This window comes from Faecalibacterium sp. 7 (assembly GCF_049562865.1).
Lineage (GTDB): Bacteria > Bacillota > Clostridia > Oscillospirales > Ruminococcaceae > Faecalibacterium > Faecalibacterium wellingii.
Window position 1 is genome coordinate 1,329,523 of record NZ_CP186911.1, and the last position, 20,969, is coordinate 1,350,491.

Genomic DNA, 20,969 nt, shown 5'->3' on the forward strand with positions numbered 1-20,969 from the left:
GGAGCCATGAAGATCAACGAAGTGGAAGCCGCTGTAGGCGTGACCAAAAAGAACATCCGCTTTTACGAGGAGGAGGGGCTTATTACCCCCGGTCGCGAACCGGGCAACGGTTACCGCAGCTACTCGCAGGCGGATGTGGAGCGCCTGCGCCGCATCAAGCTGCTGCGCAAGCTGGATGTTCCGCTGGCCGAGATCCGGGAAATGCTGGAAGGGCGGAAGACGCTGGCCGAGGGAATGGGTCAGCAGCTGGAACGGCTGAACGCCCGCCGCAAGGATCTGGACGAAGCCATCGGCTTCTGCACCGTATTGGAAAAGGCTTCCGGAAACCTTGAAGAACTGGATGTGGAGCAGACGCTTGCGCGCCTTGCTGCACGGGAAGAACAGGGGGTGACCTTTGTGAACATTGAACGCACAGACCGAAAAGGTGAGCGCATCCGCGGTGCCTGTGTCGGCGCTGCCCTTTTTGTGGCGCTGATGGCTTTTGTGATCGCAACGATGGCGTGGGCCTTTTACAGCGACCCGCAGGAAGCGCCGCCGCTGCCGCTGCTCATCGTATTGTTCGGCATCCCGGTGGGGTGCATCGTGGGCACGCTGAAGGTGCTGCTGGAACGCATTGAAGAGATCGGAAAGGGAGAAGAAGATGCTTATCGTAACTATTAACGAGGTGCCCGGCAAAAAGCTGGAAGCGCTGGGCGTGGTGCGCGGCAGCACGGTGCAGAGCCGCAATCTGGGCCACGATCTGATGGCGGGGTTCCGTACGCTGGTGGGCGGTGAAGTGACCGACTACGCGGATATGCTCACCGAAGCCCGGCAGATCGCCACAGGACGCATGGTCAAGGATGCAGAGGCCCTTGGAGCGGATGCAGTTGTAGGGATGCGCTACGCTTCCGCCAGCGTCATGCAGGGCGCAGCAGAGGTCATTGCTTATGGAACGGCGGTGAAGTTCGTATGACCACAAAAGAAAAGCAGGGCTTCGGCCTTTATTTCCTGTTAGCGTTTGGTCTGGCATGGCTGTGTCAGGTCGGTGGCTGCATGGCGCTGCTGCAAAAGCAGAATGCCGTGCTGTATCAGCTGGCGCTGGTCGCCACCATGCTCTGCCCGCTTCTGGCGGTGCTGCTGGTGCAAAAGGTCTTTCTGCGCCAGCCCACCGGCATCGGCTGGAAGGTGCAGGGCAAGCGCCGCTACTGGCTGGCGGCGTGGTTCGGCCCGGCGGTGTTCACGGTGCTGGCCGCAGTGCTCTATTTTGCGGTGTTCCCGCATCGGCTGGACCTCTCCGGCAGCTGGCTGGCAGCGGCCTACGGCGGCGAGATGGACGCGCAGACCCTGCGCAGGGAGCTGGGCGTATCCAACCTCAGCTACATGCTGGAAACAGGTCTGTTCGCGGTCACACTGGCTCCGCTCATCAATATGTTCGCAGCTCTGGGCGAGGAAGCCGGCTGGCGCGGGTATATGATGCCTCACCTGAAGGAGCAGCTCGGTCTGCTCAACGGCCGCCTGCTGGGCGGCGTGATCTGGGGTGTCTGGCACTGGCCGCTGATGCTGCTGGTGGGCTACGAATACGGCACCAACTACTTGGGTGCGCCGGTGCTGGGCCTTTTCGTGTGGTGCATAGTCTGCTTTGCACTCAATACCCTGTTGGACTGGCTCTATGAAAAGACTGGGTGCATCTGGGTGCCGTCCATTGCGCACGGCGCGTTCAATGCGGTGGCAGCGCTGTTTGTGGTTCTGACGAACCCGGCAGACAGCTATTACAATGTATTGGGCCCGGCACCCATTGGCCTGATCGGAATGCTGCCCATGCTGGCTGCTGCAGTCTGGCTGACCCTGCGAAGATCCTGAAAACCTGAATATTTCCGGGAGAGGACTCTTCCGCTTTTGCCGCCGCAGCTGCATTGCAGCTGCGGCGCAGTTTTCCCTGCGGTTTGCTGCTGTTTTGGGGTGAACGCAAAAAAAGATGAAAAAACCTGTCAAAAAGTGTTGACAAGGAGGCGGGGGTGTGGTATTATACTTGAGCGCCAAGCGCTGAGGCAAAAGAATGACTTCCGGAGCCTTAGCAGGAAGCCCTTGAAAAGAACCAATAGACGCTGAAAAGTTTTGCGGTTGCGAGAGCAATGAACCGCCCCAGTGGGGCGTTCAAGCAAACGGAGCGGTCTTGCGAAAGCAAGATGGAGGGGTCTCACCCCGACAAGCTCACGGTTTGTTCTGAGAAACTTCTTGAGTGCCCAAGTTCAGAAAGTTCAAAAGCTTCTAAAAAATAAGGCTTGACAAAAAACCACTTCGGTGGTACAATAAGCAGGTCGTCAGCCGCAAGGCTGAGGCGCTACAGGACCTTGAAAATTGAACAATATCGAAAAACTTGTAAGGAACCTTTATGTGTTTGGAAAAACACTTAAAACAATTCCAAAAGTAATTCACACAGGACGCAAGCGATTGCGTGCTGAGCGAACAAGATTTAACACTTTTAAGTGATAAATATCATTTATAAAGAGTTTGATCCTGGCTCAGGACGAACGCTGGCGGCGCGCCTAACACATGCAAGTCGAACGAGCGAGAGAGAGCTTGCTTTCTCGAGCGAGTGGCGAACGGGTGAGTAACGCGTGAGGAATCTGCCTCAAAGAGGGGGACAACAGTTGGAAACGACTGCTAATACCGCATAAGCCCACGGCTCGGCATCGAGCAGAGGGAAAAGGAGCAATCCGCTTTGAGATGGCCTCGCGTCCGATTAGCTAGTTGGTGAGGTAACGGCCCACCAAGGCGACGATCGGTAGCCGGACTGAGAGGTTGAACGGCCACATTGGGACTGAGACACGGCCCAGACTCCTACGGGAGGCAGCAGTGGGGAATATTGCACAATGGGGGAAACCCTGATGCAGCGACGCCGCGTGGAGGAAGAAGGTCTTCGGATTGTAAACTCCTGTTGTTGGGGAAGATAATGACGGTACCCAACAAGGAAGTGACGGCTAACTACGTGCCAGCAGCCGCGGTAAAACGTAGGTCACAAGCGTTGTCCGGAATTACTGGGTGTAAAGGGAGCGCAGGCGGGAAGACAAGTTGGAAGTGAAATCTATGGGCTCAACCCATAAACTGCTTTCAAAACTGTTTTTCTTGAGTAGTGCAGAGGTAGGCGGAATTCCCGGTGTAGCGGTGGAATGCGTAGATATCGGGAGGAACACCAGTGGCGAAGGCGGCCTACTGGGCACCAACTGACGCTGAGGCTCGAAAGTGTGGGTAGCAAACAGGATTAGATACCCTGGTAGTCCACACCGTAAACGATGATTACTAGGTGTTGGAGGATTGACCCCTTCAGTGCCGCAGTTAACACAATAAGTAATCCACCTGGGGAGTACGACCGCAAGGTTGAAACTCAAAGGAATTGACGGGGGCCCGCACAAGCAGTGGAGTATGTGGTTTAATTCGACGCAACGCGAAGAACCTTACCAAGTCTTGACATCCCTTGACAGGCATAGAAATATGTTTTCTCTTCGGAGCAAGGAGACAGGTGGTGCATGGTTGTCGTCAGCTCGTGTCGTGAGATGTTGGGTTAAGTCCCGCAACGAGCGCAACCCTTATGGTCAGTTACTACGCAAGAGGACTCTGGCCAGACTGCCGTTGACAAAACGGAGGAAGGTGGGGATGACGTCAAATCATCATGCCCTTTATGACTTGGGCTACACACGTACTACAATGGCGTTAAACAAAGAGAAGCAAGACCGCGAGGTGGAGCAAAACTCAGAAACAACGTCCCAGTTCGGACTGCAGGCTGCAACTCGCCTGCACGAAGTCGGAATTGCTAGTAATCGTGGATCAGCATGCCACGGTGAATACGTTCCCGGGCCTTGTACACACCGCCCGTCACACCATGAGAGCCGGGGGGACCCGAAGTCGGTAGTCTAACCGCAAGGAGGACGCCGCCGAAGGTAAAACTGGTGATTGGGGTGAAGTCGTAACAAGGTAGCCGTAGGAGAACCTGCGGCTGGATCACCTCCTTTCTAAGGAGTCAGGCAAGGACAGAACATCAAAAGATGGACAGTTCTTGGACAGGTTTAAACGAGAAGAGTAGATATTGTTCGATTTTGAGGGCCCTGAAAAGGGAACTCAAAGACGTACCTTGAAAACTGAATAATAACTGCGAAACAAAGATTATAGTAAGTTCTTTTTTAAGAAATATTACAATTTCAAAAGGAAGGGTAACAATAATCTTCGTTGGCAAGAGAGAATCAAGAGGATACCAAATGTTCCAAGAGAACGTTTGAAAGGTCAAGCGAACAAGGGCGCAGGGCGAATGCCTTGGCACTGGGAGCCGATGAAAGACGTGATAAGCTGCGATAAGCTTCGGGGAGCTGCAAATAAGCATTGATCCGGAGATTTCTGAATGAGGAAACTCACCTGGGTTCATACTCAGGTACGTTATACTGAACTTCAAAATAGGTATATCGAGGGAACCGCCTGAACTGAAACATCTAAGTAGGGCGAGGAAGAGACATCAAACGAGATTCCGTAAGTAGTGGCGAGCGAACGCGGAAGAGGGCAAACCGAGAGTAGAAATACTTTCGGGGTACGGACTGCTTTTAGGACTTAATCTGTTAACCGAACGGCATGGGAAGGCCGGTCAGAGAGTGTGAGAACCACGTAGGTGAAAACGGAGAGAGCTGCGCAGGATCCAGAGTACGGCCAGACACGTGAAACCTGGTCGGAATACGGGGGGACCACCCTCCAACCCTAAATACTACCCAGTGACCGATAGCGTATAGTACTGTGAAGGAAAGGTGAAAAGCACCCCGGGAGGGGAGTGAAAAAGAACCTGAAACCCTGTGCCTACAAGCACCTAGAGCGCGTCAATGCGTGATAGGGTACTTTTTGTAGAACGGTCCGGCGAGCGATTGTATGCAGCAAGGTTAAGGACTTAAGGTCTGGAGCCGAAGCGAAAGCGAGTTTGAAAAGGGCGTTAAGTTGCATATAATGGGCCCGAAACCGGGTGACCTACCCATGGTCAGGTTGAAGTGGAAGTAAAATTCCATGGAGGACCGAACCGACCTCCGTTGAAAAGGCGGCGGATGAACTGTGGGTAGCGGAGAAATTCCAATCGAACCCGGAGATAGCTGGTTCTCCCCGAAATAGTTTTAGGACTAGCCTCAAGTTAGATACCTGGAGGTAAAGCACTGAATAGCCTAGCGGCCGAGAGGTTAGCGAAGCTTATCAAACTCAGAATGCCAGAGTATTGATGCTTGGGAGTCAGACAGTGTCAGATAAATGTCATTGTCAAAAGGGAAACAGCCCAGATCTACAGCTAAGGTCCCAAAGTCAGGTTAAGTGGAAAACGATGTGAAGATACGCAGACAACCAGGATGTTGGCTCAGAAGCAGCCACTCATTCAAAGAGTGCGTAATAGCTCACTGGTCGAGCGTCTTTGCGCGGAGAATTTAACGGGGCTAAACCTGACACCGAAGCTTAGGCAATACAGCAATGTATTGGGTAGGGGAGCGTTGTATACGCGGTGAAACAGTAGCGTAAGCGGCTGTGGAGTGTATAGAAGTGAGAATGCCGGAATGAGTAGCGCGAATGCAGTGAGAATCTGCATGGCCGAAAGCCTCAGGTTTCTGGAGGAAGGTTCGTCCGCTCCAGGTCAGTCGGGAGCTAAGGTGAGGCCTAACGGCGTAGCCGATGCACAGACGGTAGAGATTCCGTCACCACCAAAAGAGTTAAACACAGGGACACATATGAAGTCTCGGAGCCGGGTGTTGGTTCCGGTAGCGATCGAGGGAAGTTAGTACCGAAGTCCGGGATGGAAGATGGCGAGAAAAGCTGTGTGTATTTCTGCGGTGCCCGTACCGCAAACCGACACAGGTAGGTAGGAAGAAGATTCTAAGGCCAACGGGAGAAGGGTTGTTAAGGAACTCGGCAAATTGACCCCGTAACTTCGGGAGAAGGGGTGCTGCAGCAATGCAGCCGCAGAGAATCGGCCCAAGCAACTGTTTACCAAAAACACAGGTTTGTGCTAAATCGAAAGATGACGTATACGAGCTGACGCCTGCCCGGTGCTGGAAGGTTAAGAGGAGATGTGCAAGCATTGAATCGAAGCCCCAGTGAACGGCGGCCGTAACTATAACGGTCCTAAGGTAGCGAAATTCCTTGTCAGGTAAGTTCTGACCCGCATGAAAGGCGTAATGATTTGGGCACTGTCTCAACAGCCCGCCCGGCGAAATTGTAGTACCGGTGAAGATGCCGGTTACCCGCGACAAGACGGAAAGACCCCATGGAGCTTTACTGTAGCCTAATATTGGGTTTCGATGTTGCATGCACAGGATAGATGGGACACTGGGAAGCAGGTGCTTTGGCGCTTGTGGAGTGGCCGTTGGGATACCATCCTTGCGATATTGGAATTCTAACCTGCGCCTTTGAATCAAGGCGGGGGACATTGTTAGGTGGGCAGTTTGACTGGGGCGGTCGCCTCCTAAAGAGTAACGGAGGCGTTCAAAGGTTCGCTCAGCTTGAACGGAAATCAAGCAAAAGAGTGCAAACGCAGAAGCGAGCCTAACTGCGAGACTGACGGGTCGAGCAGTAACGAAAGTTGGAGTTAGTGATCCGGTGGTATGTGAGTGGAAATGCCATCGCTCAACGGATAAAAGTTACCCTGGGGATAACAGGCTGATCTCCCCCAAGAGTCCACATCGACGGGGAGGTTTGGCACCTCGATGTCGGCTCATCGCATCCTGGGGCTGTATTCGGTCCCAAGGGTTTGGCTGTTCGCCAATTAAAGCGGTACGCGAGCTGGGTTCAGAACGTCGTGAGACAGTTCGGTCCCTATCTGTCGTGGGCGCAGGATATTTGATGGGAGCTGTTCCTAGTACGAGAGGACCGGAGCGGACGTACCTCTGGCGCACCAGTTGTTCTGCCAAGAGCATAGCTGGGCAACTATGTACGGATCGGATAAACGCTGAAAGCATCTAAGCGTGAAGCCGACCCAAAGATAAGATATCCCATTGTTTCAAACAAGTAAGACCCCTTGAAGACTACAAGGTTGATAGGCATGATGTGTAAGTGGAGCGATCCATTCAGCAAGCGTGTACTAATAGGTCGAGGGCTTGACCACAGTTCGCTTGAGACTCTGAGAGTCAACGAAAAAATGTTAGCAGTGATTATTCAGTTTTGAAGGCACGTCCTTCTAAGAAACACTGGACAAAGTAGACCAGTTATGGTATACTGAGCCAGTCAGATCGGTCGGTGTCAATGACGGTGAGGTTCCACCTGTTCCCATTCCGAACACAGAAGTTAAGCTCACTTGTGCCGAAGATAGTTCGCTGGAAACGGCGCGTGAAAATAGGTAGTCGCCGACTTAAACAAAACGCTTCAGAAGAAATTCTGAGGCGTTTTTTGTTGTCTGAACTGCTTCCGAAATTTTTGCCGCATATTGCACGTACAGTGCACGAAAAGGCTCTGAGAGATCGTGTCTATCAAAAGGGGGAATATACGGAACAATGGCAGGGCGGTGATATTGTGATCTTCGAAAGACATATCGGCGTAGTGTCTGACCGTCGAAATAAAAACGGTGTGCCTTATGTGATCCACCACAATGACCCATGGCAGACAGCTTACGAGCAGGATATTTTGGAAGAGAGAACGGACATCATCGGACACTATCGCATTTCTGAATAAAACTGAATAAAAGTAGAAAAAGCGGCCCCGCCGCGTTGAGCATTCAACGTGACGGGGCCGCATACTTTATTGGATGGTGTACCGGTTACGATACGAGCTTCTGCTTAGCCCTTGCCTGCGCAGCCGAACAGCTCGATCTTCTCCTTGCACTTGGCCTCGATGGCCTTTGCGCCGGGAGCCAGCAGCTTGCGGGGGTCGAAGCCCTTGCCCTGCTGATCCTTGCCCTCTTCGATGTACTTGCGGGTGGCCTCAGCAAACACCAGCTGGCACTCGGTGTTGATGTTGATTTTAGAAACGCCCAGGCTGATGGCCTTAGCGATCATCTCGTCGGGGATGCCGGTGCCGCCGTGCAGGACCAGAGGGATGTTATTGGTGGCCTTGTGGATGCGGTCCAGAGCCTCGAAGTCCAGACCCTTCCAGTTTGCCGGGTAGACACCGTGGATGTTGCCGATACCGGCAGCCAGGAAGTCGATGCCCAGAGCAGTGATCTTTGCGCACTCCTCGGGGTCTGCGATCTCGCCGGCACCCACAACGCCGTCCTCGACGCCGCCGATGGAACCGACCTCTGCCTCGATGCTCAGGCCCTTAGCGTGTGCCAGAGCCACCAGCTCCTTGGTCTTTTCCACATTCTCTTCGATGGAGTAGTGGCTGCCATCGAACATGATGGAAGAGAAGCCGGCCTCGATGCAGGCCTTGCAGCCCTCATAGGTGCCGTGATCCAGATGCAGGGCAACGGGAACGGTGATGCCCATGGAATCGACCATAGCGCTGACCATGGCAGCGACGGTCTTGAAACCGGTCATGTACTTACCAGCACCCTCGGAAACGCCCAGGATCACGGGGCTCTTCATTTCCTCGCAGGCGGTCAGGACAGACTTGGTCCACTCCAGATTGTTGATGTTGAACTGAGGCACACCATAGTGGCCATCACGTGCTTTGATCAGCATTTCGGTTGCATTTACCAACATTATTCATTACCTCCACAAAATCATTGGGGCCTTGCTCGTTTCGTGCCTGCTTTGTGCACGTCTTAACGAACTTACAGGGTTAGTATACCCCAAACAGCGCCTAAAATCAATCCAAACAGGCTTTTTTCCTGCAACAATGCGGAAAATCGATCCCTGCGGGGAAGGAAACTTTCCGTCAAAAAGGGTCAGCACAGAACAAAAAACAACAATATTCCATAAAATCTGCAACATGAAGCCGCGCGGCGGGAAAGCAGCAAAAGGACGAATTTTCAACATGGATCCACATTCGTCAAAATGATATTGGAAGATCTGGCAAAACCGGACAGAATGCAGTTCAAAAAATTGTCATATTTCCGACTTGTATTTTACAAACTGTACGCAAGAAAAACAAACAGGTCGAACCGGAATGTTGAAAACACGGTGGAAAGTGTGGAATTCCACCCGTAAAACAGGCTTTAAAACAGGACTTTTGAACTTTCTCCACCGAGTTTTCAACATGTGGAAAAAGTGATCGGCCCTTTACGGATTGTATACCACATTTTTGTGGAAAACTTTTCTCGTCGGCAAAACAGAGGACGTTTGTGCAGCAGCAGAGTGAAGATGCACCTGTGCGGCAAAACATTTCTGCAAAAAGGAGCGCGACCTGCCAAAGCGGAAAATGCGGCAGACCGTGAACAGGGTGTGAAAACTTTTGCCGGACAGGGACAAAAAATGGTGATTTACTGGCAAACAAAGGCGGCATATGTTATACTTCAAAATGAGTTATCATATGGAAACGCGATGGGTGCGCAGTGCAGGCTGCCGCGCACCTTTTGGAGGGTGCATGCAGCACGTTCCGGTAATACAAAGAAAGGGAGAAAATACAATGGAAGAAAAGAATCAGCCGCGCCGTCCGCGCCGCAGCCCGGAGGAGAACACGCAGAAAAACGAGAGCCTTGTTTACGGCAAAAATCCTGTGACCGAGCTGCTCAAGAGCGGCTCCGGCGTGGATACCGTGCTCATTGCCGAGGGTCTGGCTCCGGCGGTGGCGGCTTACTATACGGCGCTGGCCAAGGAGGCGGGTGCCACGGTCAAGCGGGTGCATCCCAACAAGCTGCGCCTGATGACCGGCACTGAGAGCCATCAGGGTGTGGCTGCATTTGCCAGCGAGATCGAGTATGTGACGGTGGATGACCTGATGGCAGCAGCCAAGGCCAAGGGCGAGGCACCTTTTCTGGTGTTGAGCGATGGCATCGAGGACCCGCACAATCTGGGCGCAGTGATGCGCAGCGCTCTGCTGTGCGGTGCCCACGGGATGATGATCCCCAAGCGCGGCGGTGCATCGGTGACGCCCACCGTTATCAAGTCCAGCGCGGGCGCAGCAGAGCGTCTGCCGGTGGCCCGTGTGGCCAACATCGGCGAGACCATCCGCCGCCTGAAGGATCAGGGCGTGTTCGTCTATTGCGCGGATATGGACGGCGTGTCCCTGCGCAGGAACAACCTCACCGGCCCCATCGCACTGGTGCTGGGCAGTGAAGGCAGCGGCGTTTCCCAGCTGGTCAAGAAGCTGTGCGACGGTGTGGTGCGTCTGGATATGGCGGCATCCGGCACCGGTGTGGACAGCTACAATGTGTCGGTGGCTGCGGGCATCATCCTGTACGAGATCCAGTCCCAGCGCGCAGCACAGCAGGCATAAACCGGTACAAAGGCCGGAACCTCAACGATATTTACAGGAGGGACAAGAATGCCGAAGGATAAAAATAACAATCAGGCAATGACCAAGGATGAAAAGTTCCGCTCTTTTTTCAGCACCACGGCGGTGAACATCCCGGATGAAATGACCCGGCGGGATGAGGAACTGCCGGAGGAAAAGCCGCAGAAGCGGTTTGGCCTGTTTGCCCGCGGCAAGGCAGATCAGGAGGAAGCCCAGGCAGCAGAGCCGCAGGAAATGCCCACCGGTGAGGTGGTGCTGGGCGGGGATGCCCAGCCGGAGCAGGAAGCAGATCTGGAACTGATGCTGAAGCCTGCGGCAGACCCGGAGCAGGAGCTGGCCCCGTGGCCCCTTCTGGAGACGGAAGCGGAGGATGCAGAACCGCTCAGGGTGATCTCCCGGCCCCTGCTCCTGCAAAGAAGCCGGAGCCGCCCAGACAGAGCGCGGCCCCGGTGGCAGAGCCTGCCGGGCAGCGCAGTGCGGCAAAACCCTCCCGCAGCCCCAAGAATGCACCGGAGGTGCTTCTGCCGCAGGAGGAACAGGAGCAGCAGGAAATGGCTCAGCTCAAGGCCATGATCAATGGCCTGAGCGAGAAAAAGCCCGCTCCCGGCGCAGCCGCGCCGACCCGGACGGCACAGGCAGAGGAAACAGCCCCGGCAGCGCAGTCGGAAACTGCTCCTGAACGTAAAAAAGAAGAAAGCTGCCCGCCGCTGCCCGCTGCTGTGTTTGCGTCGGTGAAGGAAGCGGATGCCGACCTGCAGCCGAAGGAAAAAACAAGACCGGAACGCAAAAAGCCGGTGATCGATTTCTTTGGCCGTGCAGAGGACGAAGAAAAACCGCAGGCCCCCTCGGCCCCGGCAGATGCGCCCGCTGCAAAAGAGGACACCATGAGCCTGCCGCTGCTGCCGCTGGACGGCGAAGCCCCGGCAGCAGAGCCGCAGGCAAAGGCAGAGGCAGCGCCTCAGCCGGAACAGAAGCCGGAAGCCGGGGAGTCTGCGCCGCTGGCTGAGGAGCCGGAGAGCGAGCTGCAGGGCCCGGAGGCGACAGCGGAAAAGCTGCACCGCATGAGCGCCGAGCTGACGCTGCGCTGCGTACTGGGCGGCATTCTGGCCGTGGTGCTGCTGCACTTTGGTCTGGTGTCGGACGGGCTGCTGCCCGCGATGGCCGCGCTGGACCCGGATGCAGCTCCGGCGGCATTCTACGGCGCAAACCTGCTGCTGCTGGCGGCAAGCCTGTGCGTGGGCTTCCCGGTCCTGCGGGACGGCCTGACCGGCCTGCGCGGGCGTCCCTCGGCCGATACGATGCCGGCGCTGGCTGCAGCGGCGGCGCTGCTGCAGGCCGTGACGGCAATGCTGAACGCCAATGTCTACCGCGGCACCACGGGCATTTCGCTGCTCAGCGGCATGGCGGCGCTGGGCCTGTTCCTTGCCCTGCTGGGCAGCCGGGTGATGCTGGCAGCGGTCAAGGGCGGGTATGAGCTGGTGACCAATGGCGTGGAGCATCAGGGCGCTTTCCGCGCCAGAGATAAGGACCTGCTGCGTGCGCTGGCACGGGATCTGGAACAGAAGGATCCATGGGTGCTGCTGAGCCGCCCGATGCAGGATGCCGAAGGCTTTGTGGAACAGAGCCTGTGCGAGCGTGCCAGCGAGCGCCGTGCCCGCAAGGTCTCGTACATTCTGCTGGGCGTTGCCCTGCTCAGCGGTGTGCTGTTCCTGCTGGCAGGAGCCGGGTGGAATAAGGCCGTTGCAGCCATGGTCGCAGTGCTGTGCATGGGTGCACCGCTGTCTTCCACCCTCATCGCGGGCATTGCATCGCTGCGGCTGCAGCGCGCCGCTGCGGCTGTGGGTGCGGTGGTGCCCGGCTGGCAGGCCATTGAGCAGCTGGGCGGCATCGATACGCTGCAGATCGACGCCGACGACCTGTTCACAACCGACAGCGCACAGCTGGAGGATATCCGCATCTTCAAGGGCGGCCGCATCGACCGTGCGATCCTGTATGCGGCCAGTGTGCTCAACGAGACCCACGGTGCCCTGCGGGGCCTGTTCCGCCAGATCATCGAGGACCGTACCGACATCCTGTTCCCGGTCAAGGATCTGGAACAGCATCGGGGACTGGGCTTCTCGGGCTGGTGCGATAATAACCGCATCCTCATCGGCACCCGCCGCTATCTGGAGAAGGAGGGCGTCTCGCTGCCGGATGAAGAGTACGAGGCGCAGCACTCCAAAAACGGGGAACTGCAGATCCTGTATCTGGCAGTCTCCGGCAATCTGCACGCAATGTTCGTGCTGAAGTATGTGGGCGGGCGCAATGTGGCCCGGGGCCTTGCCGTGCTGCAGAAGGAAAATATCCGGCTGATGGTCACCTGTCAGGACCCCAGCCTGACCGCAAAGCATATCACCGAGGTGTACCGCCTGCCGGAGGGCATGGTCACGGTGCTGGATCAGGAGCAGTGCGATGCCATCAAGGCCGCACCTGCCGACCCGGCGGACGTCTGCTGCATGATCCATCTCAAGGGCTTTGCCAGCCTGACCGGCGGCCTGCAGGCGGCAGATCAGGCCCAGAATGCGGAGAACAGTGCCACTACGGTGCAGATGGTCTCGGTGCTGTTCTCCATCGTCATTGCGGCTCTGCTGACCAGCGCGGGCAGCATCTGGGAGCTGTCGGTGGCGACGGTGCTGATGTATCAGGCCGCGTGGAGCGCACTGAGCATTGCAGTGTGCGCCCTGAAGCAGCACAATTGAAAGTGAGAATTATTCTTAAAATAAATAGGAATCATTCTTGATTTTGCATTGGAAATATGGTATACTCTGTTCAGAACCTGAGCCGCAGGCGGAAAAATTTCCGCCGGGCTGAATGATAGAGCCGGGATCGGTCGATCCTGACAGAAGATCCGTTTTTGAAAGGAGAGCACCATGGAACTGAAGGGCACCAAAACCGAGAAAAACCTGATGGAAGCATTTGCCGGTGAGAGCCAGGCACGCAACAAGTACACCTTTTTTGCCAGCATGGCCAAAAAGGAAGGCTACGAGCAGCTGGCCGCGATCTTTGAAGAGACCGCCGGCAACGAGAAGGAGCACGCAAAGATCTGGTTCAAGCTGCTGTGCGGCGGCGCGATCCCCGATACCCTGACCTGTCTGGACATGGCTGCAGGCGGCGAGCACGACGAGTGGACGGAAATGTACCCCCGTATGGCCAGAGAGGCCAAAGAAGAGGGCTTCCCCCAGATCGCAGCCCTGTTCACCATGGTGGCACAGATCGAGAAGGAGCACGAGGAGCGCTACCGCGCGTTGGCCGACAACCTGAAGAACAGCAGGGTATTTGCCCGCGAGGAACAGCAGGTGTGGCAGTGCCGGAACTGCGGATATACCTATATCGGCAAGTCCGCACCGCTCAAGTGCCCGGTGTGCGCACATCCCCAGAGCTATTTTGAGCTGAAAAAGATCAACTACTGATAAAAACAGGCAGACGCCGCCGTATCCAGTCCCGGGTACGGCGGCGTTTTGTACAAAATTGAAAACCGGATTTTAGCACTCCCCACAAAATGCGGCCCTGCGGCGCGGCAGAAAGGCCCAAAAACTTGACCATGTTTTGCTCTGCGTGTAAAATAATACGAAGATAAGAGTATTTGAACGTTTCCGGAAACAGGCAGGGAGGGCAAAGCCCATGAAGCAAAGATTCAAGACCGGCATTGGCGCGTTCGTGCTGTGTGTGGTGCTGCTTTTGGCAGGAGCTCTGCCGGTCTGTGCGGTCGAGGGCCACCCGGTCCCGGACAGCGGTATGACGCTGGACACCTCGGAGCTGCTGCTGGAGCTGACCAGTGAGGACCCTGCCCCGGTGGCCTATCTGACGGTGCAGGCACCCAACGATTACTTTTTCCTGATCTGGACGTCCAGCGCGCCTTCGGTGGCGTCGGTGGACGGCACCGGCAAGGTGACCGGCCATTCCGAGGGCACGGCTTCTATCACAGCCTGCAACGAGCGGGGCGAAAAAACAGCCTGTTTCGTGACCGTGCGCAAAAGCACAGTGGCCCGCCCGGTGCTGAACACCACCGAGCTGGCGCTGACCATTACGGAGCAGGAGCCTGCGCCTTCGGCTCAGCTGAAGCTGGAACAGAACGACAGAGGGTTCATCTATGTGCGGCAGTGGGTGAGCAGCAGCCCTTCCGTGGCACAGGTGAGCAGCAGCGGTACCGTGACAGGCCAAAGCTCCGGCAGGGCCGTCATCAGCGCACTGACGACAGCCGGGCAGGTGCTGCGCTGCACGGTGACAGTCACCTCTGAAATAGGCCGTGTGCGGATCAGCAAAAACGCCATGCTGCTGCAGGCAGTGGGGGCCAGCCAGAAGCTGACCGCGCAGGCTGCAGGCGGCAAAAACACGGCGATGACATGGCTCAGCAGCAACCCGGATGTGGCACAGGTGAGCACAGACGGCACAGTGACCGCTGTGGGCGATGGCGAGACCGTGATCCTTGCGGTCTCGCCGGAGGGCCGTGCCGATGCCTGCTATGTGGCAGTGGGAACAGCGGCGTGGCGCTACCGCTCCGAGGAGGAGCTGGCCGAGGTGCTGACCGTCTCCGGGCAGCTGCCGTATTCGGATGGAAAATGAAAAGGGGAGCGTTCTGCACGGCAGGACGCTCCCTTTTTTCAGGAACCAGCGGGCAGAAAGATCATCGTTCCCCGGGCAGACCACACCATCCGCTGGGCCATGCAGCCGGGCGCACCGGCCAGCAGAAACAGGGCCAGTGCGGCGAGCAGCAGCACCCATCCAAGGCCGCTGTGCGGCCTGCCGGAAAAAGGCTCCCCTTTTTTGCGTCTCATCCCGCTGCCCCCTTTTTGCTGTGCTGGGCCATCCTATGCGCCGCAGGCACCGATTGTGCAACCGGCCCGGCTGTGGTACAATAAAACCTTAAGAGATACATTGTACAGGGAGAACGATCTTTATGCTTACCATCACACTGCTGGGCACCGCTGCTACCATGCCGCTGCCGGACCGGGCGCTTTCGGCTGCGTTTGCAGCCTGCGGCGGGCACGGCCTACTCTGGGACTGCGGCGAGGGAACTCAGGCAGCGGCACACCGGGCAGGCGTGAACCTGATGCGGGCGGACGCCATCTGCCTGACCCACTACCATGGCGACCACATCTTTGGCCTGCCGGGCCTTTTGCAGACGCTGGGGGCGCAGGGCCGCACAAGGCCGCTTGCCCTGCTGGGTCCGGAGGGCCTGCCGGATATCTGGGCGGCTGTGCGGGCACTGACCGGCCCGCTGCCCTATCCGGTGAAGCCGGAGGTGCTTATGCCGGGCCAGCCGCTGGCGCTGGATGCGCTGAGCGAGGGCTGGCCTGCCGGTGCGCGGCTGGTGCCGTTTGCCACAAAGCACCGGGTAAAAAGCCTTGGCTACCGGCTGGAGCTGCCCCGTGCGGGCAAATTTTCGCCGGAGCAGGCCCGGGCGCTGGGGGTGCCGGTGCAGCAATGGAAGCTGCTGCAGAAAGGGCAGAGCGTTGCCGTGGAGGGCAGAACGGTGCAGCCTGTACAGGTGCTGGGCGCCCCGCGCAGGGGGCTGAGCGTGGTGTTCTCTGGCGACACCACCGTCTGCCCGGGCCTTTTGCAGGCGGCACAGGATGCAGACCTGCTGCTCTGCGACGCCACCTATGCGCTGCCGGAGCAGGAAGCGCAGGCCCGGCAGTGGGGCCACAGCACCTTTGGGCAGAGCGCGGCCCTTGCTGCACAGGCAGGCGCAAAACGGCTGTGGCTGACCCATTACTCCCCCATGATCACCGACCCGGAGGAGTATGCCGAACAGGCACAGGGCATCTTTCCGGCGGCAGAATGCGGCTTTGACGGCAAAAGCATCACCCTGCAGTACGAGGAGGTGCAGCCATGACCATCCGGATGGACGAAGGCGCGGCGGAGCTGCTGGACACCCTGCACAGGGCGGGCTATGCGGCCTACGTGGTGGGCGGCTGCGTGCGGGACAGCCTGCTGGGCCTTACCCCCCATGACTGGGATCTTTGCACCAGCGCCCTGCCGCAGCAGGGGATGGAGCTGTTCGGCGAAGAAAAATGCATTCCCACCGGCCTGCAGCACGGCACCGTGACTGTAAAGCAGGGCGGCGGGCTGTACGAGATCACCACCTTCCGCACCGAGGGGACTTATACCGATGGCCGTCACCCGGACGAGGTGCATTTTGTACCGGATGTGCGGGAGGATCTGGCCCGGCGGGATTTTACCATCAACGCTATGGCCTACAATGCAAAAGAAGGCCTTGTGGACCCCTTTGGCGGGCAGGCTGATCTGCAGAGCGGCATCCTGCGGGCCGTGGGCGTGCCGCACCAGCGGTTCACCGAGGACGCGCTGCGCATCCTGCGGCTGTACCGGTTCGCAGCGCGGTTTGGCTTTGCCATCGACCCGCCCACGGCGCAGGCGGCACAGGAGCTGTGCGCCCATCTGGACTGTGTATCGGTGGAGCGCATCGAGGAAGAGCTTGCAAAGCTGCTGAGCGCACCCGCCCCTGCGGCATATCTTGACGAAAAAATACTCGGTGTTGTTTTGCCCGAGCTTTCACCGGAGGCACTGGCGGCGGCAAAGCCGGTGGTGGATGCCTGCCCGGCGGGGGAGCGGGCTCTGCCCGTCCGTCTGGCGGCGCTGCTGCTGAGTCTTGGCGAGGACGGCACCCGCCGCACCCTCAGGCGCCTGCGCTGCTCCAATGCCTGTATTGAGGAAACGGCGGTGCTGGTGCGGGAAGCCGTGTCGGGTGTGCCGGTATCCCTGAATATCTACGCCCGCCGACTACTGGGCAAATATAACTTGTGTACCGTGCAGCGGCTGGCGGCACTGGGCACAGCCCTGCAGCCGGAGCGTTCGGCTGATTTTGCTGCACTTTCCGAATTGGCCGAACAATTGGATGCGGACGGCGTGTGCTGCCGCGTCAGCCAGCTGGCTGTGAATGGCCGCGACCTGATGGCGGCAGGCGTCCCGGCGGGGCCGGGCATCCGCAAAGTGCTGGAAGCGCTGCTGGACGGTGTGATCCGGGAAGAATACCCCAACGAGCGGCAAGCCCTGCTGATCGCAGTGCAGCAGCTTGCTGCGTCTTGACAAGCGCTTTTTTCAGAGTTACTATTATACTACTGTTTTAGTGTGTTGAATACACCAAAGGAGAACTTATGACCACACAGACCCCTGATTCAAAGCCGCGTGCCCTCATTGCCATGAGCGGCGGCGTGGACAGCTCGGTGGCGGCATGGCTCATGCAGCAGGCAGGCTATGACTGCACCGGCATCACCATGCGGCTCACCCGCAACGAAACGCTGGGACAGTCCGGCTTTCACACCTGCTGCTCGGAAAAGGACATCGAGGATGCGGCAGAGGTGGCGTTTGCCATGGATATTCCGTACGAGGTGCTGGATTTCACGGCCGACTTCCGGGAGCAGATCATTGAAAAATTCGTCCGCGTGTATGAGGCGGGCGGCACGCCGAACCCCTGCATCGACTGCAATAAATATATGAAGTTCCGCCATCTGCTGGACTGGGCCCGGGCACACGGCATGGAGTATGTGGTCACGGGCCACTATGCCCGGGTGGAGCAGGACGAGGCCACCGGCCGTTTCCTGCTCAAAAAGGGGCTGGACGAGGGCAAGGACCAGAGCTACGTGCTCTACAATCTCACCCAGGAGCAGCTGGCGCATATCCGCCTGCCGCTGGGCGGCCTGCACAAGACCGAGGTGCGCGAGATCGCGGAGCAGCACAAATTCGTCAATGCCCGCAAGCACGACAGTCAGGACATCTGCTTTGTGCCGGATGGCGACTATGCCCGCTTTATGGAGGACTTCACCGGCAAACGCTACCCGGCAGGTGACTTTCTGGACGAAAACGGCAGGGTGGTGGGCACCCACAACGGCGCGGTGCGGTACACCATCGGCCAGCGCAAGGGGCTGGGCCTTGCCATGGGGGCACCTGTGTACGTCTGCGGCAAGGACATGCAGGCAAACACCGTCACGGTAGGGCCGGAGGAGATGCTGTTCGACCGCATCGTGTATGCGGACGAGGTGAACTGGATCGCCATTCCGGAGCTGACCGGGCCGCTGCGGGTCACAGCCCGCACCCGGTACCATCAGGTGGAGCAGACCGCCACCGTCTACCCGGCGGAGTGCGGCTTCCGGCTGGAATTTGACCAGCCCCAGCGCGCCCCTACGCCCGGTCAGGCCGTGGTGCTGTATCAGGGCGACACGGTGCTGGGCGGCGGCACCATTATCCGCGTAGAAAAGTAAGGAGAACGAAATGCAAAATCAGTATTCCCGCACGCAGCTGCTGCTGGGCGCGGAAGCCATGGAAAAACTGCACAATTCCCGCGTGGCGGTGTTCGGCATCGGCGGCGTGGGCGGCTACACGGTGGAAGCGCTGGCGCGCAGCGGTGTGGGGGCACTGGATCTGATCGATGATGATAAGGTCTGCCTGACCAACCTCAACCGCCAGATCATCGCCACCCGCAGCACGGTAGGGCAATATAAGGTAGATGTGGCTGCGCAGCGTATCCACGACATCGACCCGGATATCAAAGTGACCACCCATCGGTGCTTCTTTGGCCCGGAAACACAGGACCAGTTCGACTTTACCCAGTACGACTATGTGGTGGACGCCATCGACACCGTTACCGGCAAGCTGGCGCTGGTGATGAAGTGCAAGGAGGCGGGCACCCCCATCATCTGCTCCATGGGCGCAGGCAACAAGATGGACCCGACCCGCTTTGAAGTGACCGATATCTACAAGACCTCGGTCTGCCCGCTGGCCAAGGTGATGCGCACCGAGTGCCGCAAGCGCAGGATCAAGCACCTGAAGGTGGTCTACTCCAAGGAGCCTGCCATGACCCCCATCGAGGATGACGCCATCAGCTGCAAGGATCACTGCATCTGCCCTCCGGGCACCCAGCGCAAGTGCACCCAACGCCGCTCGGTGCCGGGCTCCAATGCCTTTGTACCCTCGGTGGCCGGCCTGATCATCGGCGGCGAGGTGGTAAAAGACCTTGTGGGCTTTGTGCCGATGAAGGGGTAAAACAGAAGGCAGACTCCTGCTGTGTGGGACGATTTTGAATGCGCTCCGCGTTTGCTTTGCGCATAAGCTAAGGAAATTATATTTTTGATTTTGGGGTCCAGAAACGCCTGCGGGCGTTTCTGGACCCCATTTTCATGGGCGGGATTTTCCCCTTCAGGCATCGCTGTGCGACAAGACAAACCCTCTCAGTCACGCCTTACGGCGTGCCAGCTCCCCCGAAGGGGGGGAGCTTCATTAGCGCTGACCGACAAATGCCAAAAAGCTCCCCCTTTGGGGGAGCTGGCATCGAGCAAAGCGAGATGACTGAGAGGGTTCTCCACGGGGAAAAAGAGAATCGGGAAAATCTGTGTTTGCGCAGCAATAAAAGCCCATGCGGCAGAAACAGGGAGGAGTTGTTGGGGCAGCGGCCAGCAAGACGCAAGTACCGCCCAAGGCACGATGCGGATGCTGGGTGCCGCGACCCGATAGCGGAGACCATTTAAGATCGTGTTTTTTACGCGCTGCAGCGCTCTATAATATAAATTTGCAATCAATTTGCAATTTGGTATTGCAATTGGAGAGAATATCGTGTATAATCATCCCTGTTCGAAAATGCAAATTGATTGCAATTTGCTATGATAAAGCAATTTACTGCTGCGTTTGGAGTGTATATGGAACTGTTTCTGGATGTTCTGGGCGAATCTCTGGTGGATACCGCCAAGATGCTGCCCTTCCTGTTTCTGGCTTATCTTCTGATCGAATACATTGAGACCCGCCATGGCGAGCGCATCGAAGCGCTGCTGGCCGGAGGCGGCCGCTGGGGCGCGATTCCGGGCGCGGTGCTGGGCTGTGTGCCGCAGTGCGGCTTTTCGGCCATTGCGTCCAACTTCTATTCCTCCCGCGTCATCACGCTGGGCACCCTGATGGCGGTTTACCTTGCTACCAGTGACGAAGCCATTCCGCTGCTGGTATCCATGCCGGCTTATTGGGACAAGCTGGCGGTGCTCATGGTCATCAAGGTGGTGTACGCCATTGCGGTGGGCTTTGCGCTGGACTTTGTCCTGCGCGGTGTGCTGCCCAAAGGCCTGCGTGGCGGCTACACTGGCCACGCGGATGAAGTGGACTGCCACGAGGAGCACAACGATGAAGCCGGAAACGCACAGCCCATCTGGAAGGCAGCCCTGCGCCACACGCTGGAGATCTTCGTGTTCATTTTTGCGTTCAGTCTGGTGTTCGGCCTGATCGTCGAGGGCGTGGGCGAGGACGTCTTTGCCAGCGTTCTGGGCAGCATGGGCTTCTTCCAGCCGGTGGTGGCTGCGCTGGTGGGCCTGATCCCAACTGCGCCGCCAGCGTGCTGCTGACCCAGCTGTATGTGGAGGGCGCTCTGCGCTTTTCCAGTCTGGTGGCGGGCCTGTGCACCGGTGCAGGCGTGGGTCTGGCGGTGCTGTGGCGCACCAATCCTTCCTGGAAGCAGAACCTCTTCATCACCGGCCTGACCTGGGGCGCAGGTGCCTTTCTGGGCGTGGCGATGCAGGTGGTCGTGGCCGTGTTTGCATAATGACCGGAACGGGCTGCCGCATCCGGTTTGGCTGTATCCTTTTTAATATCTTCCTGCTGTGGAGAATGAAAAAACGGGC

At 57.7% G+C, this 20,969-nt stretch carries 17 protein-coding genes and 3 rRNA genes; 18 read left to right on the top strand and 2 right to left on the bottom strand.

From position 1 onward, the window contains the following. Nucleotides 1-6: 6 nt before the first annotated feature. The 7 genes from ACKXF7_RS06485 (at nucleotide 7) to ACKXF7_RS06515 (ending at nucleotide 7,653) form a co-directional block, all read left to right on the top strand. Nucleotides 7-660 carry a MerR family transcriptional regulator gene (locus ACKXF7_RS06485; RefSeq protein ID WP_348584947.1) on the top strand — a complete coding sequence of 218 codons (654 nt, stop codon included), beginning with the start codon at nucleotides 7-9 and terminating at the stop codon, nucleotides 658-660. Then, nucleotides 641-952, top strand: coding sequence for a heavy metal-binding domain-containing protein (locus ACKXF7_RS06490; protein WP_005944222.1), 312 nt, complete (start codon nucleotides 641-643; stop codon nucleotides 950-952). Before ACKXF7_RS06485 ends, ACKXF7_RS06490 begins: the two co-directional genes overlap by 20 nt. Continuing rightward, entirely contained in the window at nucleotides 949-1,839 is an 891-nt protein-coding gene (locus ACKXF7_RS06495; RefSeq protein ID WP_423742464.1) for a lysostaphin resistance A-like protein, read from the top strand. The genes ACKXF7_RS06490 and ACKXF7_RS06495 overlap by 4 nt, the downstream gene beginning before the upstream one ends. Nucleotides 1,840-2,478: 639 nt before the next feature. Continuing rightward, nucleotides 2,479-3,989: ribosomal RNA gene (locus tag ACKXF7_RS06500) — 16S ribosomal RNA — on the top strand. 266 nt (nucleotides 3,990-4,255) lie between these two features. Then, nucleotides 4,256-7,090 (top strand): 23S ribosomal RNA (locus tag ACKXF7_RS06505). Nucleotides 7,091-7,217: 127 nt separating this feature from the next. After that, nucleotides 7,218-7,334: ribosomal RNA gene (rrf, locus tag ACKXF7_RS06510) — 5S ribosomal RNA — on the top strand. The 16S, 23S and 5S rRNA genes sit together here, the layout of an rRNA operon. Nucleotides 7,335-7,371: 37 nt before the next feature. After that, on the top strand, nucleotides 7,372-7,653 hold the full coding sequence (locus tag ACKXF7_RS06515) for a DUF1287 domain-containing protein (protein ID WP_423742465.1): 282 nt from the start codon (nucleotides 7,372-7,374) through the stop codon (nucleotides 7,651-7,653). A 104-nt stretch (nucleotides 7,654-7,757) separates the two neighbouring features. Here ACKXF7_RS06515 and fba read toward each other — a convergent pair whose 3' ends face one another. Then, the gene (fba, locus tag ACKXF7_RS06520; protein WP_005941384.1) at nucleotides 7,758-8,621 is read right to left on the bottom strand and encodes a class II fructose-1,6-bisphosphate aldolase; all 864 of its coding nucleotides are present in this window, start codon (nucleotides 8,619-8,621) and stop codon (nucleotides 7,758-7,760) included. 742 nt (nucleotides 8,622-9,363) lie between these two features. Between fba and rlmB the strand changes: the two genes are divergently transcribed. From rlmB to ACKXF7_RS06545, 5 genes are all read left to right on the top strand, one after another. Next, entirely contained in the window at nucleotides 9,364-10,296 is a 933-nt protein-coding gene (rlmB, locus tag ACKXF7_RS06525) for a 23S rRNA (guanosine(2251)-2'-O)-methyltransferase RlmB (RefSeq protein ID WP_423742467.1), read from the top strand. Between the two features lie 48 nt (nucleotides 10,297-10,344). Beyond that, a complete protein-coding gene (locus ACKXF7_RS06530; RefSeq protein ID WP_423742468.1) occupies nucleotides 10,345-10,887 on the top strand; it encodes a hypothetical protein in 543 nt (180 codons plus the stop codon). Next, nucleotides 10,866-13,052 (top strand): cell envelope biogenesis protein OmpA, encoded by a 2,187-nt coding sequence (locus tag ACKXF7_RS06535; protein WP_423742469.1) that lies wholly within the window; start codon nucleotides 10,866-10,868, stop codon nucleotides 13,050-13,052. Before ACKXF7_RS06530 ends, ACKXF7_RS06535 begins: the two co-directional genes overlap by 22 nt. A gap of 171 nt (nucleotides 13,053-13,223) precedes the next feature. Then, on the top strand, nucleotides 13,224-13,763 hold the full coding sequence (gene rbr, locus ACKXF7_RS06540; protein WP_249237337.1) for a rubrerythrin: 540 nt from the start codon (nucleotides 13,224-13,226) through the stop codon (nucleotides 13,761-13,763). A gap of 211 nt (nucleotides 13,764-13,974) precedes the next feature. Then, on the top strand, nucleotides 13,975-14,916 hold the full coding sequence (locus ACKXF7_RS06545; RefSeq protein WP_423742470.1) for an Ig-like domain-containing protein: 942 nt from the start codon (nucleotides 13,975-13,977) through the stop codon (nucleotides 14,914-14,916). Nucleotides 14,917-14,954: 38 nt separating this feature from the next. Here the strand turns inward: ACKXF7_RS06545 and ACKXF7_RS06550 are convergent, their stop codons facing one another. Further along, nucleotides 14,955-15,128, bottom strand: a complete 174-nt coding sequence (locus tag ACKXF7_RS06550; protein ID WP_423742471.1) for a hypothetical protein — start codon at nucleotides 15,126-15,128, stop codon at nucleotides 14,955-14,957. Nucleotides 15,129-15,250: 122 nt separating this feature from the next. On the opposite strand from ACKXF7_RS06550, the gene ACKXF7_RS06555 reads away from it, so the two are divergent. The 6 genes from ACKXF7_RS06555 to ACKXF7_RS06580 all read left to right on the top strand — a co-directional run bounded on the left by ACKXF7_RS06555 (nucleotide 15,251) and on the right by ACKXF7_RS06580 (nucleotide 20,890). Beyond that, nucleotides 15,251-16,189 (top strand): ribonuclease Z, encoded by a 939-nt coding sequence (locus ACKXF7_RS06555; RefSeq protein ID WP_423742472.1) that lies wholly within the window; start codon nucleotides 15,251-15,253, stop codon nucleotides 16,187-16,189. Then, entirely contained in the window at nucleotides 16,186-17,400 is a 1,215-nt protein-coding gene (locus ACKXF7_RS06560) for a CCA tRNA nucleotidyltransferase (RefSeq protein ID WP_423742473.1), read from the top strand. Before ACKXF7_RS06555 ends, ACKXF7_RS06560 begins: the two co-directional genes overlap by 4 nt. Before the next feature lie 68 nt (nucleotides 17,401-17,468). Continuing rightward, nucleotides 17,469-18,572 carry a tRNA 2-thiouridine(34) synthase MnmA gene (gene mnmA, locus ACKXF7_RS06565; RefSeq protein ID WP_423742474.1) on the top strand — a complete coding sequence of 368 codons (1,104 nt, stop codon included), beginning with the start codon at nucleotides 17,469-17,471 and terminating at the stop codon, nucleotides 18,570-18,572. A 10-nt stretch (nucleotides 18,573-18,582) separates the two neighbouring features. After that, nucleotides 18,583-19,353, top strand: coding sequence for a tRNA threonylcarbamoyladenosine dehydratase (locus tag ACKXF7_RS06570; RefSeq protein ID WP_423742475.1), 771 nt, complete (start codon nucleotides 18,583-18,585; stop codon nucleotides 19,351-19,353). Between the two features lie 650 nt (nucleotides 19,354-20,003). Further along, complete coding sequence (locus ACKXF7_RS06575) at nucleotides 20,004-20,693, top strand: arsenic efflux protein (protein WP_423742476.1); 690 nt, start codon at nucleotides 20,004-20,006, stop codon at nucleotides 20,691-20,693. After that, nucleotides 20,684-20,890, top strand: coding sequence for a hypothetical protein (locus tag ACKXF7_RS06580; protein WP_423742477.1), 207 nt, complete (start codon nucleotides 20,684-20,686; stop codon nucleotides 20,888-20,890). Before ACKXF7_RS06575 ends, ACKXF7_RS06580 begins: the two co-directional genes overlap by 10 nt. Nucleotides 20,891-20,969: the final 79 nt, after the last annotated feature.